The organism is Pseudomonas sp. TWR1-1-4, from assembly GCF_049897165.1.
GTDB lineage: Bacteria > Pseudomonadota > Gammaproteobacteria > Pseudomonadales > Pseudomonadaceae > Aquipseudomonas > Aquipseudomonas canadensis.
Genome location: NZ_JAFCVS010000007.1, coordinates 160,057 through 177,403, shown reverse-complemented (window position 1 = coordinate 177,403; position 17,347 = coordinate 160,057). Strand labels below are relative to the sequence as shown.

Here is a 17,347-nt window from a genome sequence, read left to right as displayed (position 1 = left end):
ATGTCTCGTTTCACTCGCAGTGCAGCCGCCCTCACCCTTAGCGTCGGCACGCTGGTCAGCCTGCCAGCACTGGCCGCTGAGGCACTGAACTACAACCAGATTTCCCTGCGCGCCGAGGTCAGCCAGGAGGTGGCCCGCGACAAGATGATCGTGACGCTGTACACCGAATCCCAGAACAGCGACCCAGCCAAGCTCGCCGCTGAAATCACCACCACCATGAACAAGGCGCTCGGCCAGGCGCGCGAAGTCAAAGGCGTGACCCTGCGCCAAGGCAGCCGCAACAGCTACCCGATCTACGACAGCAAAAACCAGAAGATCACCGGCTGGCGTGAGCGCGCCGAACTGCGCCTGGAAAGCGCAGACTTCCCGGCACTCTCCAAGCTCACCGGCGAGCTGTTGAACACTCTGAAGATGGACAGCATGGACTTCGCCATCGCCGACGCCACGCGCAAGGCCAGCGAAGACGCATTGCTCAAGGACGCGGTCGCCGCGTTTAAAGCACGCGCACAACTGGCCACCGATGCACTGGGCGGCAAGGGGTACAAGATCGTTAATCTGAACTTCAACACCAATGGCTACCCGATGCCTTACGCTCGCGGCGGCATGATGATGAAAGCAGCCATGGCAGATTCGGCACCGACGCCTGAAGTCGAAGCCGGCACCAGCCAAGTCAGCATGAGCGCCGATGGCGTCATTGAAGTGCTCCAGTAACGTTCCCGGAGACAAAAAACGGCGCAGCCTTGAAAGCTGGCGCCGTTTTTTATAACCCGCCTGAACTAACTCTCGATTCAAGTCACGCCCTCACTGCAGGTTGCATTTTTTCACACTATTTGTTGTAGAGAGCATAAACACATAATGGAACTGCCTGCACGCCTACGGCCACCCAAGTGCGTGTAACGCTACACAAGCCTAACGACACGAACGTAGAAACACCCCACTAAGCAAACCTGCCACCAATATTGGTTTTACGCCTCACTTATATAAATTTCGCGCCCCACCAAAACAATAAACCATTACGCAGCAACGTTCATCAAACTCATTATTCAAGTTGTGCGAAGACGCACTCATTGTCAGTCCTTTTAGCTCGCACCCAGTCAACAACCTTGAACACTCGATGATAAAGCGAGCCTCGCGTGACCATAAGCCCGTTGTGCTGCCACCTCCCATCACTAATTTTATGCCCACCGACGCACAACTCGGACAGTTGGTAATCAGCCACCACTGACAAAGTAGAAAAACTTATAACCAAACCCTGCAAAGGCAAGGCACCTCCCTTAGTTCTACTATCACAAAATTCGCTAAAGTCGAGACTGAGAAATATGTCATTGATGAGATGAAAAAATTGCACGTTTCAGACCGGCGAAGACCACCCCCTATCGGAGCCCACGTAAGTGGTGGGCCTTCACCTATAAGCCTGTGACATTCACCCCTCAGCCTTGAAACTATATTTATGAGTAGAGGCGACCGGAGACTGCATCTCCCTGAGCATCGACGGCGTGATCAAAATATTACAGCATCTTTTTAAACAGGGCAAAGGCGCCCCCACGGGCTTGCGCCTTTTTTTATTACTGTCGGTACGTCACATCCGGCAATATACATATCAGGAATGAAATTCCCGTTTTTATCAAAGGCATAAAGCGGAACCATTACTACTTACCCAACCACCCAACCATTAAGAATCCACTCATAAATCAAAGTCACCAATAAATCCAAACAGCCTTGGCAGAATACGGAAATAAAGTTCGGCTTGACGCAACTATGGCTATGGATGGCGCAATCGCAAAATAAACCAACGCATCATGATACAACGCGCCAAATATTTAACCTCATGAAACCCATAACTTAATGAGCCGATAATGAATAATCATCCGTCATCCCTACCGCCACTTGCAGTCACCAGCACTCCAATACCAACCACCCTCGCTCCCGCACATAATCGTTACAAGTGGGAAGTTGATGCCTCGCCTTTAGCAAAAAATACTCATTCGATAGAGGCGAACGTTTCAGTGGATCGAAAACCGATTGCAGCCCCTGCACCGGAGAACGAACTTGATTTCTCCAAGGAGGTCATTTATGGATCGGCCACCACTTCCGCGCCCACACCGAACTATACACAACAGGAACGGACGCAGCGTATTAATGCCTATTCCGGTCGTGTTGTATCACAGATCAATAACATAGAAAGCGGTAGCGAAGGCGAACGCAATATCAAATTCCAGAAGGTTCGCCAGTTCCTCGAGCCTGCTGGCTACTTTAGCGGCGGGTTGCTGGCGGCTGGATACGACCCGCATGAAAAAATCACGGTCACCTTCACTTCCTACGTAGGGAAGGGAAAACCCGAAACACTGACAAACACCGACAAACGCACTTACTTTGCATGGGAAATTGCGGCGGGTGCTCTTGCGCACGACAAAGTAGAGCGAGGGGGACCGATCGACTTCCAGTTTATGGAAATTGAGAATAAAGACCGGAGCAAGGTCGCGGACTTGGAGGCGCAGGGTAAGAACCTTCAAAATCAATGGGAAAATGAAGTATCAAAGCCCATGCGGGACGATTCGGGAGCACTGGCGAAACGCTCGGGGCAAGCAGACGCCTATGTTGTACGTGGAATTCTGCAGAGCCTGGCAAATAATAAAGATAGTTTTGAAAAGCTAAGTTCTGCTGGGCAACAGGCCGTAAAGCACACACTGCAAACGAGTGGACAAGTCATTATCCCCAATATCTATGGCTACCCGCTGTCAGGCTATGCATTTATTCCCTACACCCCCTTTGATGGTAATGATGAACATAGACCCAATAAGGGCGTGATGCTGGATTTGAAGAACGGCGCAGCCCATGAGATACAGGGTGACCGCGATTTTGCCAACTGGGCAAAAAACAACCGAGATAATTTGCAGCGCAGTTTTAACGCCAGAGACAGGCAAGGCGGCCACGATGTTCATTGGCCAAGGGCCTGTGATGTTCTCAATAATTTAATTGTAGACCCACATGCCACCTACCAAGGACGCTCCAGCCTCCTCGCCGATAAAGCGGTGCCAGTGAGGGAGACATTTAACTATACCGAGTCGCGAGGTAGCGCTTATCTGTTGAAATTCGGCAATCTGGGCTCCGGTCTTGAAGGCAAATATCAGGAAGTGAATGCCAAAAACGCAGTATGGTCCGACCAGACCGAGGTATTTGGTTCATCGCAACAAAACTGGAAGTTCGCGAAGGACTTGTGGGGCAATACCTTTGGTTACATACCCCTCGTCGGCAACACGGGAAATCTTGTCTTCGGTATCCATGATTCCATCTATGGCATGACCGCCAATGATCGCGTCGGCGGCAATGCCGCAGCGGTGATATCAGGCTTGCAATTGGCGCATGAACTTGCACCTGTTGGGGTAGAGGCTGAGATAGGCGAACTACCCACCGCCTCTGCCACCGCTAAGAACTACCGCTGGAATTACAATTCAGAGACGCGCGACTTTGAGCTCGCACACGCCCGCAAAACGTCGAACGATACCGATGCCGCGTCAGTCGGAACGCAGGACGTGCCTAAAGTAGATCCTACTCCCACCCCCTCTGCATTCTATCCAGGGATGCAAGAAGTGCAGTATAAAGGGAAAACGTATTTGGCCGCCTATGAGCCTGATGGTGGGGACGGGGAGCATTTCTTGCTTCGTGTACCAGACCCGCAAGACCGATCAAAGTTGGTGAGCAGCACTATTATTGCCAAACCTGACAAAATGGGTGTATGGAATAGAAGAGGGGAAGAAGGTGGAGCGAGATGGCCATGGCAACACACTGCTTCGCCAACTCCCAGTCATGAATCAACAAACACTCCAAAGTTCTCAGAACGCTTTATTGATTCCAAAGGCTCGAAAATTTCCGGCGCCGAAAAGTTTGACGACTACTTGAATTTAGATGAAAACAAACAATATGCATTCAACGACGACGTATATGAGGAAGGTTCAAAAATAAAAAGAAAGCTCAGCATTTCCTGGGTTATCGATGACGGTAATTTCGCCGTTACAGAAGGTGAGAAAGCCCAACCCGACACTGGGTACTCTACAAGCTTTGCGCCTGACTTGAATCGAGAAACGTACTCGATCATAAAAAGAGAAAACGGCAATACCGTACGAATTGAACTGGATTTTAAATCAGCGTCAGCGGATGAAACCATAAAAAGAAGGCTTGAAAGATTTGAAGAGACGATTCCGGACGCTGAGCTTAGAGCCCGTATATCAGAAGTTGCTCACCAAGGGGCTTCGTTCCCGGCCTTCGTAGAACTAACACCACCCACGTTGAAAGAGGACTACAGCGTTTCTGCAGGCAGAAAATATTTTACGATAGAATATGATCCGGCACTCAATACTCACACTGTCAAGGCCACTACCCAATGGGTGCTTAAACTCCAAACAGAAGACGGCATGGTTCCCAATCGGGATTTAGATATAACCAGCACGCGAATATTCACAATACGTGAAAGTAATGAGTTGCAGGGTAATGCTTACACAATCGACAGATCCGCCCCCACCCAAATAGAAATAACTACTCCAACACATATATGAACACATACTGGACTGCATTGAGTGGGAGGAGACCGACATCGCAAGTGAGAACTCCCCCTACCTGACAAACCAGAACGGCGGTAACCTGCGTGACCGCCGTTTTCGTTTGGGCCGTTTATACAGGCCTGCCACTTCAGGGGTCTCCATGGAAAGAATCGCCTTAAAACCGCTCCTCCTCGCCGCGGGTCTACTGGCTTTTATGCCAATGGCCCACGCCGCCAGCACCCTGGTCTATTGCTCCGAAGCCAGCCCTGCCGGTTTCGACCCCAGCCAGTACACCAGCGGCACCGACTTCGATGCCTCGGCCGAAACCGTGTTCAACCGCCTGACCCAGTTCAAGCGCGGCGGCACCGAAGTCGAACCTGGCCTGGCGACGAGCTGGGACATCTCCCAAGACGGCCTGACCTACACCTTCCACCTGCGCGATGGTGTCAAGTTCCACACCACCGATTTCTTCACCCCTACCCGCGACTTCAACGCGGATGATGTGCTGTTTACCTTCAATCGCCTGCTGGATGCGCAAAGCCCGTTTCGCCAGGCCTACCCTTCCGAGTCGCCGTACTTCACCGACATGGGCTTGAACACCACGATCAAGCGCGTCGACAAACTCGACGAACACACCGTGCGCTTCAATCTGAACAACGTCGATGCGTCGTTTGTGCAGAACCTGGCCATGAGCTTCGCCTCGGTGCAGTCCGCCGAATACGCCGCGCAACTGCTCAAGCAAGGCAAGGCCGAAGAGATCAACCAGAAACCGGTAGGCACCGGGCCGTTTGTGTTCAAGCGCTACCAGAAGGATTCGCAGATCCGCTACGTGGCCAATAAACAGTATTGGAAACCCGAAGATGTGAAGCTCGACAACCTGGTGTTCGCCATCACGCCAGATGCGGCGTCGCGCCTGCAAAAGCTCAAGGCCGGCGAATGCCAGGTCAGCGGCTACCCGCGCCCTGCGGATATCGAGGTGATGAAACAGGACCCGAACCTGCGTGTACTGCAACAAGCCGGTTTCAACCTGGGTTTCCTGGCCTACAACGTGACCCATCCGCCGTTGGACCAGCTCAAGGTGCGCCAGGCGCTGGACATGGCGATCGACAAGCCGGCAATCATCAAGGCCGTGTACCAGAGCGCCGGACAATTGGCGCAAAACGCATTGCCGCCTGCGCAGTGGTCTTATGACCCCAGCATTAAGGACGCGCCCTACGACCCGACAAAGGCCAAAGCGCTACTAAAAGAAGCAGGGGTTGCACCCGGCACTACCATTAACCTGTGGGCCATGACCGTGCAACGCGCCTCCAACCCGAACGCGCGGATGTCGGCACAGATGATCCAGCAGGATTGGGAAAAGATTGGCATCAAGGCCAATATCGTCAGCTATGAATGGGGCGAGTACATCAAGCGGGCCAAAAACGGTGAGCACGACGCCATGATTTATGGTTGGACCGGCGACAATGGTGACCCGGATAACTGGCTCGGCGTGCTCTACAGTTGTGCTGCGGTCAAGGGCAGCAACTACGCCAAATGGTGTAACCCGGCCTACGACAAGCTGGTGCAGCAAGCCAAGGTCAGCAATGACCGCGAGCAGCGCATCAAGTGGTATCAACAGGCTCAGAAAATCCTTAAGGAACAAGTACCTATAACGCCTATTGCGAACTCGACGGTTTTCCAGCCGCTGCGTAAGGAAGTGAAAGACTTCAAGATCAGCCCCTTTGGGCTGACACCGTTCTACGGCGTGAGTCTAGATAAGTAACAGCAACGCCCCAACCGAGTGCGCTAGACGCCTCGGTTGGTCATTTTTGGTGCGCCTTCTGCACCGAAAAAACCCTCGAAATATGCGCAAATATGTACAAACTTTCATAATTGCGACATTCCTGTACGTTCGTACCACTGTTTCACCCTCGCAACGGTTCAGCATCTTGCAATGGGTATGGCGCCTGCATAAGTATCCGCAGGCCGACTCACGAGGTCGCCCTCACCACCAAAAATGACAACAAATCATGAGGCCAACATGCTTAAACACGCAGTCATTCCGTTAATTGTTAGCGCTGGCCTTATGGCCGCAGCTCCTTTCGCCCAAGCGGCGACTAACCTGGTGTTCTGCTCCGAAGGGAGCCCGGCCGGTTTCGACCCAGGCCAGTACACCACCGGAACAGACTTCGATGCCTCGGCCGAAACCATGTTCAACCGCCTGACCCAGTTCGAACGCGGCGGCACCGCTGTGATTCCTGGGCTGGCCACCAGCTGGGACGTGTCCCCGGATGGCTTGACCTACACCTTCCACCTGCGTGATGGCGTCAAGTTCCACACCACCTCGTACTTCAAGCCGACCCGTACCTTCAATGCCGATGACGTGCTGTTCACGTTCAACCGCATGATCAACAAAGACGATCCGTTCCGCAAAGCCTACCCCACCGAGTTCCCGTACTTCACGGACATGGGGATGGACACCAACATCAAGAACATCGAAAAAGTCGACGAACACACCGTCAAGTTCACCCTTGGTACGGTGGACGCCGCTTTCATCCAGAACCTGGCGATGAGCTTCGCGTCGATCCAGTCGGCTGAATACGCCGCCCAACTGCTCAAGGAAGGCAAGCCTGCCGACATCAACCAGAAGCCGATCGGCACTGGCCCGTTCGTGTTCAAGAGCTACCAGAAAGACTCGAACATCCGTTACACCGGCAACAAGGACTACTGGAAACCTGACGACGTGAAGATCGACAACCTGATCTTCGCCATCACCACCGACCCGTCGGTGCGTATCCAGAAGCTGAAGAAAAACGAATGCCAGATAACCCTGTTCCCACGTCCAGCCGACCTCAAGGCGCTGGGCGATGACAAGGACCTGAAACTGCCGCACCAAGCCGGTTTCAACCTGGGCTACATCGCCTACAACGTCATGGACAAGATCAAGGGCAGCGACCAGCCAAACCCACTGGCTGACCTGCGCGTACGCCAGGCGCTGGACATGTCGGTGAACAAGCAGCAAATCATCGACTCCGTCTACCAGGGCGCCGGCCAACTGGCCGTCAACGCCATGCCACCGACCCAATGGTCGTATGACACCACCATCAAGGACGCCAAGTACGACCCTGAGAAAGCCAAGTCGCTGCTCAAGGAAGCCGGCGTCAAGGAAGGGACCGAAATCGTTCTGTGGGCCATGCCGGTTCAGCGTCCGTACAACCCGAACGCCAAGCTGATGGCTGAAATGCTGCAGAACGACTGGAAGAAGATCGGTCTCAACGTGAAGATCACCAGCTACGAGTGGGGCGAGTACATCAAACGCTCCAAAGGTGGCGAGAACCAGGCCATGATCATTGGCTGGAGCGGTGACAATGGTGACCCGGACAACTGGCTGAACGTGCTGTTCGGCTGTGATTCGCTGTCTGGTAACAACTTCTCCAAATGGTGCGACAAGAAATTCGACGGCATCGTAAAAGAAGCCAAGGCTACGTCGGACGTCGCCAAACGCACCGAGCTGTATAAGCAGGCGCAACACATCCTCAAAGATGCTGTCCCGATGACACCTATCGCGCACTCGACGGTGTATCAACCCATGCGTTCCACCGTGCAGGACTTCAAGATCAGCCCGTTTGGCTTGAACTCCTTCTACGGCGTGAGCGTCAGCGGCAAGTAAGGATCATTGACGGCGACGTTTCCTAACGTCGCCGTTATTGCATCCGCCTGGACCATAGGAAACAGACCACGCCCGTAATCGTTGCGTCCTACAGCAATGAACTGCGAAGCGCGACGCCGTTGCCTACAAGGTCAATCCGATTTGGCGCATTTACTGCGAAGTCCGAGACCCATAACGTCGTAGGACAGCAGAGGCTGCTAACACGGAAAGGCACTTGCTGCGTGTGGGATCAGTGATGTTCCCCTGGCCGTACGCCAGGGGGGTTGCTCGCTGATGACAATTACAAACAAGGATCGGGATCGTCATGCGCCATACCACCGTTCTATCCGCAATTTTTGGCACCAGCCTGTTGGCTGCGGCCACGATGGGCTATGCCGCCGACAAAAAGAGCCTGGTGTTCTGCTCGGAAGGCAGCCCGGCAGGCTTTGACACCGCGCAATACACCACCGCCACCGATAACGATGCGGCCGAACCGCTGTACAACCGCCTGGTTGAGTTTGAAAAGGGCGAGACCGGTGTCGTACCTGCGCTGGCAACCAAGTGGGATATTTCGCCAGATGGCCTGACCTACACCTTTCACCTGCGCGAAGGGGTGAAATTCCACAGCAACAAGGAATTCAAGCCAACGCGGGATTTCAACGCCGACGACGTGCTGTTCACCTTCAACCGCATGCTTGACGCCGACCATCCGTTTCGCAAGGCCTACCCCACCGAGTTTCCGTACTTCAACGGGATGAGCCTGAACAAGAACATTGCCAAGGTCGAGAAAACCGACCCGCACACCGTGGTGATGACCCTGAACACGGTCGACGCCGCGTTTATCCAGAACATCGCCATGAGCTTCGCCGCGATCCTCTCGGCCGAATACGCCGAGCAGTTGCTCAAGGATGGCAAACCGAGTGATATCAACCAGAAGCCGATCGGCACTGGCCCCTTCGTGTTCCAGCGCTATCAGAAAGATTCACAGATCCGCTATGTAGCCAACAAACAGTACTGGGACCCGAGCAAGGTCAAACTGGACCAACTGATCTTCGCCATCAACACCGACGCTTCGGTGCGAGTGCAAAAGCTCAAGGCCGGCGAATGCCAGGTGACCCTGCATCCGCGCCCGGCTGACGTCGATGCCCTCAAGGCCGACCCGAACCTGCAACTGCTGACCAAGCCCGGCTTCAACTTGGGCTACATCGCCTACAACGTGCGCCACAAGCCGTTCGACCAGCTCGAAGTGCGCCAGGCGCTGGACATGGCGGTGAACAAGCAGAGCATCCTGAACGCCGTGTACCAGGGCGCGGGGCAATTGGCGGTCAACGCCATGCCACCGACGCAGTGGTCCTACGACGACAGCATCAAGGACGCCGCCTACAACCCGGAAAAAGCCAAGGAATTGCTCAAGGCCGCCGGCGTGAAAGAAGGCACCGAAATCACCCTGTGGGCGATGCCGGTACAACGCCCGTACAACCCCAACGCCAAGCTGATGGCCGAGATGCTGCAAAGCGACTGGGCCAAGATCGGCCTCAAGGTCAAGATCGTCAGCTACGAGTGGGGCGAGTACATCAAGCGCACCAAGAACGGTGAGCACGATGTAAGCCTGATCGGCTGGACCGGTGACAACGGTGACCCGGACAACTGGCTGGGCACCCTCTACAGCTGTGACGCCATTGGCGGGAACAACTACTCCATGTGGTGTGACCCGGCGTACGACAAGCTGATCAAGCAAGCCAAGGTCGTGACCGACCGCGAACAAAGGACTGTTCTCTACAAACAGGCGCAGCAACTGCTCAAGCAGCAGGTGCCGATCACGCCAGTCGCCCACTCGACGGTCAACCAGCCGTTAAGCGCCAAAGTCGAAGGTTTCAAGGTCAGCCCCTTCGGCCGCAACGTGTTCTCGGGCGTCAGTATCACCCCATAAGAAAATAACCGGATTGCGCAGGGCGACCCCCGCCTTGCTGCAAACGCGCGGCCTTTTGTTGGGATTTTTCCTACGCCAAACGTTTGCATGAGCTTGAACGAGTTACACACCCAATAGCCGGATCACCAAAAAAGACCGGCATTAAAAAGAGAACCAAAGGAGCTTCATCCATGAAACTGAGCAGCAAAGCGCTTCTGGCCCTGGCCATCAGCAGCATCACGGCCACCGCCTACGCTGAATCCGTCAGCCAGGACTTCGTGCCGACCACACTGGCCGGCACCAGCGCTCAAAGCGAGGCCAAGGGCTTTATCGAAGACTTCAGCCTGGGCGGCACTACCCGCAACTGGTACTCCCACGAAAGCAAATACCGTGGCGGCACCTTCGCATACAAAAAGCACGGCCAGACCCTGACCGACCGTAACCGTACCAACTGGGTACAAGGCACCATCATCAACGCCAGCTCGGGTTTCACCCAGGGCACCGTAGGCGTCAAGACTGAATTGGCGGTGTACAACGCCGTGGTCCTGGACCGTAGCAAGCGTGATATCAAAGGCGGCTCCAACCGTACCCTGGCTGACTCCGATGGTGATGCAGTCGGCCAATGGAGCAAACTGGGCCTGGCCAACGTGCAGTTCCGTGTGTCGAACACCACGTTGACCGCCGGTCGTCAGAACTTCAGCAGCGGCATCGTCGACACCATCGGCAACCGTGCGCTGCCTTCGAGCTTTGAAGGTGTGAGCTTCAACAGCGAAGAGTTCAGCAACCTGTCGTTCCAGGGCGGCGTGTTTGACCGCGTTTCGCCACGTAGCGAACAGAGCCTGTCGAAATTCCGTAGCGAATACGGCAATGGCGCGGAAACCGACAAGGTGTCCACCCTGGGCCTGAACTACCAGCCGCTGAAAAGCCTGAAAGTCAGCGTCTTCGGCGCCAACGTGAAGGACTTCTGGAACCAGTACTACTTCGGCGCAACACACGAGCTGGGTGATGCACAGCAACTGGCGCTGACCACCGGCTTCAACTACTACAAGACGGTCGATGAAGGCAAAAAAGAGATGGGGGAAATCGACAACGATACCTTCTCCCTGTCCCTGGGCCTGGCCCACCAGGCTCACAGCCTGACCTTCTCCTACCAGCAAGTGAACGGTAACGAGTACTTCGACTACCTGCACGAAACCAACGGCATCTACCTGGCCAACTCCCTGACCTCTGACTTCAACGGTCCGAACGAGAAATCCTTCCAGGTTGCCTACGGCATCAACATGGCCGAATACGGCGTGCCAGGCTTGAAGTTCAATATCTACTCGGCGCGTGGCTGGGGCATCGACGGCACTCACTACACCGGCAACAACGGTCGGGCCAAGTTCGCCTACGACGGCATCCAGAGCCAAGACGGCGAAAAACACCAGGAATACGGTATCGGTGGTTCTTACGCCATCCAGAGCGGCCCACTCAAGGCTACTACCGTGCGCGCAACGTATGTTGAGCACCGTGGCAGCGAGTTCCAATCGGACGGCAGCATCAAAGAGTTCCGTCTGGTGACCACTGTTCCGTTCAACATCCTTTAATTAGCGCCAGGTAGACGGCGGGCTCAGGACGAGCTCGCCGTTTACGCTTGTCTGGTCCCATCGATTGCAGAGGGCTCCGAATGAAATTGCTCCCACTACAAGCCGCCATGGCTGCCGCGCTGTTGAGCGTGGCGATCGGCGTTTCGGCCAAACCACTGGTGGTCTGCACCGAAGCCAGCCCGGAAGGTTTTGACCCGGTCCTGTACACCACGGCCGTGACCGCTGACGCCGCTGCTGAAACCATGTTCAACCGCCTGGTGGACTTCAAGCCCGGCACCACCGAAGTGATCCCCGCGCTGGCCAAAGACCTGCCCGAGATCAGCGCCGATGGCCTGACCTACACCTTCCACCTGCGTGACGACATCAAGTTCCACACCACCGATTACTTCAAACCCACGCGCAACCTGAATGCCGACGACGTGCTTTGGAGCTTCCAGCGCCAGCTGGACCCGAACCACCCGTGGCACAACAAGTCCAACGTGGGCTACCCGTACTTTGAAAGCATGGGTTTCAAGGAACTGCTCAAGAGCGTAGAGAAGACCGATGACCACACCGTGGTCTTCACCCTGACCCGCCCTGAAGCACCGTTCCTGGCCGACCTGGCCATGGCGTTTTCCTCGATTCACTCCGCCGAATACGCCGACCAGTTGCTCAAGTCCGGCAAGACCGATGACCTGAACGCCAAGCCCATCGGCACCGGCCCGTTCATCTTCACCCGCTACCAGAAAGACGCCCAGGTGCGCTTCAAGGCCAACCCGGACTACTTCCGTGGCAAGCCGCCGGCAGACCCGCTGATTCTGGCCATCACCACCGACAACAACGTGCGCCTGCAAAAGCTCAAGGCCAACGAATGCCAGATCGCGCTGTATCCGAAACCGGATGACGTGCCGAGCATGAAGGCCGACCCGAACCTGAAGGTGGCGGAACTGGCAGCCATGACCACCGCCTATACCGCCCTGAACACCACCCACAAGTACATGAGCGACGCGCGGGTGCGTCACGCGATCAACATCGCGTTCGACAAGAAAGGCTACAACGAATCCCTGTACGGCAAAGGCAACGCGATCGACGCCACCGGGCCTTACCCGCCAACCCTGCTGGGCTTCAGTGACAAGCTGAAGAACCCGCCCCGTGACCTGGACAAGGCCCGTGCCCTGCTCAAGGAAGCCGGCGTACCGGAAGGCACCGAGTTCACCCTGTTCACCCGCAACGGCGGCGGCCCGACCAACCCCAACCCGATGCTCGGCGCCCAGAGAATGCAGGCGGACCTGGCGCAAATCGGCCTGAAAGTGAACATCAAAGTCATGGAATGGGGCGAAATGCTCAAGCGCGCCAAGAATGGCGAACATGACATGGTCTCCGCCGGCTGGGCGGGGGATAACGGGGACCCGGATAACTTCCTCACCCCTAACTTGAGTTGCGATGCGGCGAAAAACGGCGAAAACTACGCCCGCTGGTGTAACAAGGAGTTTCAAGACTTGATCGACAAGGCGCGCGCCATCGCTGAACCCACCCAGCGCGCTGCACTCTATGAACAAGCAATGGACGTTTTCGACAAGGACCAACCGTGGATTCCCATGGCTTACCCGAAAATGTTCACCGCCATGCGTAAAAACGTCGAGGGTTATACCCAAAGCCCTCTGACTACAAATAACTTCGCCACCACCCAGGTGAAGTAAATAAGAAAAACGCTCGGCACCGTCGACACTGACGGTGCCGAACCTGCCTAACCGGCTGATTGAGGTACACGACAAGATGTTTAGCTTTATTGCCCGCCGACTGGGGTTACTGATCCCCACGTTTTTCGGCATAACGTTGCTCACGTTTGCGTTGATTCGCATGATCCCTGGCGACCCCGTCGAAGTCATGATGGGCGAGCGGCGCGTCGACCCCGAGATGCACGCACAGGCAATGGAACGCCTTGGCCTTAACAAGCCGCTGTATGCGCAATACCTGGATTACGTCGGCAAACTTGCCCAGGGCGACCTTGGCGAATCACTGCGTACCCGCACCAGCGTGTGGACTGAATTCACCGCCCTCTTCCCCGCGACCCTGGAACTGTCCATGGCCGCCCTGTTGTTCGCCGGTATCCTGGGCCTGTTGGCCGGGGTGATCGCGGCACTCAAGCGAGGATCCCTGTTCGACCATGGGGTGATGGGCATCTCCCTGGCGGGATATTCGATGCCGATCTTCTGGTGGGGCCTGATCCTGATCATGTTCTTCTCGGTCAGCCTGGGTTGGACCCCGGTTTCCGGGCGGATCGACCTGCTCTACGACATCGAGCCACGCACCGGCTTCATGCTGATCGACACCCTGCTGGCTGACGAGCCGGACGCCTTCTTCGACGCCCTGCACCACCTGATCCTGCCGGCCATCGTGCTGGGCACCATCCCGCTGGCGGTGATCGCGCGAATGACCCGTTCGTCGATGCTCGAAGTACTGCGCGAAGACTACATCCGCACCGCCAAGGCCAAGGGCCTGTCGCCGGCGCGTGTGGTGTTCGTGCACGGCCTGCGTAACGCGCTGATTCCGGTATTGACCGTGGTCGGCCTGCAAGTCGGCACCCTGCTGGCCGGCGCGGTTTTGACCGAAACCATCTTCTCCTGGCCCGGCATCGGCAAATGGCTGATCGAAGCCATTGGCGCGCGGGACTACCCGGTGGTGCAGAACGGCATCCTGCTGATCGCCTGCCTGGTGATCCTGGTGAACTTCGTGGTGGATATCCTCTACGGCTTCGCCAACCCACGCATCCGTCACCAGCGCTGAGATCATGACCATGACCACACCTACTCAAGTGTCAGCAGTCGATCAAAGCCTGCTGTACCCGTCCCCGTACAAAGAATTCTGGCAAGCCTTCTCCAAGAACAAAGGCGCGGTTGCCGGCCTACTGTTCATGTTGCTGATCGTGTTCTGCGCGATCTTTGCCCCGTGGGTTGCACCGCATAACCCAAGCGAGCAATACCGCGACTTCCTGCTGACCCCGCCGGCCTGGCTGGAAGGTGGGCAGATGCAATTCCTGCTCGGCACCGATGAACTGGGCCGTGACCTGCTCTCGCGCCTGATCCAGGGCTCGCGCCTGTCCTTGCTGATCGGTTTGTCGTCGGTGGTGATGTCGCTGATTCCGGGGATCCTGCTGGGCCTGTTCGCCGGGTTCTTCCCGCGCCTGCTCGGCCCGACCATCATGCGTCTGATGGACATCATGCTGGCCTTGCCCTCGCTGCTGCTGGCCGTTGCCATCGTCGCGATCCTCGGCCCTGGCCTGATCAACACCGTGATCGCCATCGCCATCGTATCGCTGCCGTCCTACGTCCGTCTGACCCGCGCTGCGGTGATGGGCGAACTGAGCCGTGACTACGTGACCGCCGCCCGCCTCGCCGGCGCCGGCCTGCCACGCCTGATGTTCATCACCGTGCTGCCCAACTGCATGGCGCCGCTGATCGTCCAGGCCACCTTGAGCTTCTCCTCGGCGATCCTCGATGCCGCGGCCCTGGGCTTCCTCGGCCTTGGCGTACAACCGCCAACCCCGGAGTGGGGCACCATGCTGGCCTCGGCCCGTGACTACATCGAACGCGCTTGGTGGGTGGTGAGCCTGCCTGGTTTGACCATTTTGCTCAGCGTGCTGGCAATCAACTTGATGGGCGACGGCCTGCGCGATGCGCTGGACCCGAAACTCAAGAACGCCGCCTGAGGAGATTCCCATGTCACTGTTAGAAATCAAGAATCTCAACGTGCGCTTCGGCGACAAGACCGCCGTTCCGGTGGTCGATGGCCTCGACATTTCGGTCGACAAAGGCGAAGTACTGGCGATCGTTGGCGAGTCGGGTTCGGGTAAATCCGTGACCATGATGGCGCTGATGGGCCTGATCGAGCATCCCGGCATCGTCACCGCCGACGCGCTGAACTTCGACGGCAAGGACATGCTCAAGCTGAGCAACCGCCAGCGCCGCCAGATCGTCGGCAAAGACCTGGCGATGGTGTTCCAGGACCCGATGACCGCGCTGAACCCCAGCTACACCGTGGGTTTCCAGATTGAAGAAGTGCTGCGCCTGCACCTGAAAATGTCCGGCAAACAAGCGCGCAAGCGTGCCATCGAACTGTTGGAAAAAGTGGAGATCCCAGGCGCTGCCAGCCGTATGGATGCCTACCCGCACCAACTGTCCGGCGGCATGAGCCAGCGTGTGGCAATCGCCATGGCGATTGCCGGCGAGCCGAAACTGCTGATCGCGGACGAACCGACCACGGCGCTGGACGTCACCATCCAGGCGCAGATCATGGAACTGCTGCTGGCCTTGCAGAAAGAACAGAACATGGGCCTGGTGCTGATCACTCACGACCTTGCAGTCGTGGCGGAAACCGCCCAGCGTGTGTGCGTGATGTACGCAGGCCAGGCGGTTGAGGTCGGCCAGGTGCCGCAACTGTTCGACATTCCGGCGCACCCGTACAGCGAAGCGCTGCTCAAGGCGATCCCCGAGCACAGCCTCGGCGCCACGCGTTTGGCGACGCTGCCAGGTATCGTTCCAGGTCGTTATGACCGCCCGCAGGGTTGCCTGCTGTCACCGCGCTGCCCGTATGTGCAGGATTCCTGCCGTGCCCAGCGTCCGGGGCTTGATCCAAAAACCAACAGCCTTGCGCGCTGCTTCTACCCCTTGAACCAGGAGGTGGCGTAATGGCCGTCGTTCTTACCGCCCGCGACCTGACCCGTCACTACGAAGTGTCCCGTGGCCTGTTCAAGGGACACGCGTTGGTGCGTGCACTCAATGGCGTGTCCTTTGAGCTGGAAGCCGGCAAGACCCTCGCAGTGGTAGGCGAGTCGGGTTGCGGCAAATCCACCTTGGCCCGTGCGCTCACATTGATTGAAGAGCCGTCTTCCGGCTCCTTGAAAATCGCCGGCCAGGAAGTGGCCGGCGCCGACAAGGCCCAGCGCAAGCAACTGCGCAAAGACGTGCAGATGGTGTTCCAGAGCCCGTACGCCTCGCTGAACCCACGCCAGAAAGTCGGTGATCAACTCGGCGAGCCGCTGCTGATCAACACCAACCTGTCCGCCGCCGAACGCCGCGAGAAAGTGCAGGCGATGATGAAGCAAGTGGGCCTGCGCCCCGAGCACTATCAGCGCTACCCGCACATGTTCTCCGGTGGCCAGCGCCAGCGAATCGCCCTGGCCCGCGCCATGATGCTGCAACCCAAAGTGCTGGTGGCGGATGAACCCACCTCCGCACTGGACGTGTCGATCCAGGCCCAGGTGCTCAACCTGTTCATGGACCTGCAGCAGGAGTTCAACACGGCCTACGTGTTCATCTCCCACAACCTGGCGGTGGTGCAGCACGTCGCCGATGACGTGATGGTGATGTACCTCGGCCGCCCGGTGGAAGTGGGCCCCAAGGAAGACATCTACGCACGCCCGCTGCACCCCTATACCCAGGCGCTGCTGTCGGCCACCCCGACCATCCACCCGGACCCGAACAAGCCGAAGATCAAGATTGTCGGCGAACTGCCCAACCCGCTGAACCCGCCGCCTGGCTGCGCCTTCCATAAGCGCTGCCCGTATGCGACCGCGCGGTGCAGCAGCGAAGAGCCGCAGCTGCGTGCGTTGGATAACCGTCAGGTGGCTTGCCACTATGCGGAGCAGTTCGTGGCTTAAGCTCAGTTTCACAGCGTTCCACAGCCCTTCCCGCCAGATTGCGCATCA

The 17,347-nt window shown here is 56.9% G+C and carries 11 protein-coding genes; all 11 read left to right on the top strand.

The window, feature by feature from the left end:
* The 11 genes from ACP7C6_RS22820 to ACP7C6_RS22770 all read left to right on the top strand — a co-directional run bounded on the left by ACP7C6_RS22820 (position 1) and on the right by ACP7C6_RS22770 (position 17,299).
* Positions 1-711 (top strand): SIMPL domain-containing protein, encoded by a 711-nt coding sequence (locus ACP7C6_RS22820; RefSeq protein ID WP_028618829.1) that lies wholly within the window; start codon positions 1-3, stop codon positions 709-711.
* Between the two features lie 1,145 nt (positions 712-1,856).
* Entirely contained in the window at positions 1,857-4,553 is a 2,697-nt protein-coding gene (locus ACP7C6_RS22815; RefSeq protein WP_426109283.1) for a hypothetical protein, read from the top strand.
* Positions 4,554-4,698: 145 nt separating this feature from the next.
* A complete protein-coding gene (locus tag ACP7C6_RS22810; protein ID WP_028618827.1) occupies positions 4,699-6,300 on the top strand; it encodes an ABC transporter substrate-binding protein in 1,602 nt (533 codons plus the stop codon).
* Between the two features lie 258 nt (positions 6,301-6,558).
* Positions 6,559-8,187, top strand: coding sequence for an ABC transporter substrate-binding protein (locus ACP7C6_RS22805; RefSeq protein ID WP_028618826.1), 1,629 nt, complete (start codon positions 6,559-6,561; stop codon positions 8,185-8,187).
* Between the two features lie 304 nt (positions 8,188-8,491).
* Positions 8,492-10,096, top strand: a complete 1,605-nt coding sequence (locus ACP7C6_RS22800) for an ABC transporter substrate-binding protein (protein WP_028618825.1) — start codon at positions 8,492-8,494, stop codon at positions 10,094-10,096.
* A gap of 170 nt (positions 10,097-10,266) precedes the next feature.
* A complete protein-coding gene (locus tag ACP7C6_RS22795; protein ID WP_126570437.1) occupies positions 10,267-11,661 on the top strand; it encodes an OprD family outer membrane porin in 1,395 nt (464 codons plus the stop codon).
* 80 nt (positions 11,662-11,741) lie between these two features.
* Positions 11,742-13,340: an ABC transporter substrate-binding protein gene (locus tag ACP7C6_RS22790; protein ID WP_122686078.1), complete on the top strand. Its 1,599-nt coding sequence runs from the start codon at positions 11,742-11,744 to the stop codon at positions 13,338-13,340.
* A gap of 76 nt (positions 13,341-13,416) precedes the next feature.
* Positions 13,417-14,427 (top strand): ABC transporter permease subunit, encoded by a 1,011-nt coding sequence (locus ACP7C6_RS22785; RefSeq protein WP_017739471.1) that lies wholly within the window; start codon positions 13,417-13,419, stop codon positions 14,425-14,427.
* A 10-nt stretch (positions 14,428-14,437) separates the two neighbouring features.
* The gene (locus ACP7C6_RS22780; protein WP_426109282.1) at positions 14,438-15,349 is read left to right on the top strand and encodes an ABC transporter permease subunit; all 912 of its coding nucleotides are present in this window, start codon (positions 14,438-14,440) and stop codon (positions 15,347-15,349) included.
* 10 nt (positions 15,350-15,359) lie between these two features.
* Positions 15,360-16,328, top strand: a complete 969-nt coding sequence (locus ACP7C6_RS22775) for an ABC transporter ATP-binding protein (protein WP_028618822.1) — start codon at positions 15,360-15,362, stop codon at positions 16,326-16,328.
* Entirely contained in the window at positions 16,328-17,299 is a 972-nt protein-coding gene (locus ACP7C6_RS22770) for a peptide ABC transporter ATP-binding protein (RefSeq protein ID WP_017138288.1), read from the top strand. Before ACP7C6_RS22775 ends, ACP7C6_RS22770 begins: the two co-directional genes overlap by 1 nt.
* The last annotated feature ends 48 nt before the right edge of the window (positions 17,300-17,347 follow it).

Coding starts and splice junctions, on each gene's coding strand:
- ACP7C6_RS22820 (WP_028618829.1), top strand. CDS start 1: ATGTCTCGTTTCACTCGCAGTGCAGCCGCCCTCACCCTTAGCGTCGGC.
- ACP7C6_RS22815 (WP_426109283.1), top strand. CDS start 1,857: ATGAATAATCATCCGTCATCCCTACCGCCACTTGCAGTCACCAGCACT.
- ACP7C6_RS22810 (WP_028618827.1), top strand. CDS start 4,699: ATGGAAAGAATCGCCTTAAAACCGCTCCTCCTCGCCGCGGGTCTACTG.
- ACP7C6_RS22805 (WP_028618826.1), top strand. CDS start 6,559: ATGCTTAAACACGCAGTCATTCCGTTAATTGTTAGCGCTGGCCTTATG.
- ACP7C6_RS22800 (WP_028618825.1), top strand. CDS start 8,492: ATGCGCCATACCACCGTTCTATCCGCAATTTTTGGCACCAGCCTGTTG.
- ACP7C6_RS22795 (WP_126570437.1), top strand. CDS start 10,267: ATGAAACTGAGCAGCAAAGCGCTTCTGGCCCTGGCCATCAGCAGCATC.
- ACP7C6_RS22790 (WP_122686078.1), top strand. CDS start 11,742: ATGAAATTGCTCCCACTACAAGCCGCCATGGCTGCCGCGCTGTTGAGC.
- ACP7C6_RS22785 (WP_017739471.1), top strand. CDS start 13,417: ATGTTTAGCTTTATTGCCCGCCGACTGGGGTTACTGATCCCCACGTTT.
- ACP7C6_RS22780 (WP_426109282.1), top strand. CDS start 14,438: ATGACCACACCTACTCAAGTGTCAGCAGTCGATCAAAGCCTGCTGTAC.
- ACP7C6_RS22775 (WP_028618822.1), top strand. CDS start 15,360: ATGTCACTGTTAGAAATCAAGAATCTCAACGTGCGCTTCGGCGACAAG.
- ACP7C6_RS22770 (WP_017138288.1), top strand. CDS start 16,328: ATGGCCGTCGTTCTTACCGCCCGCGACCTGACCCGTCACTACGAAGTG.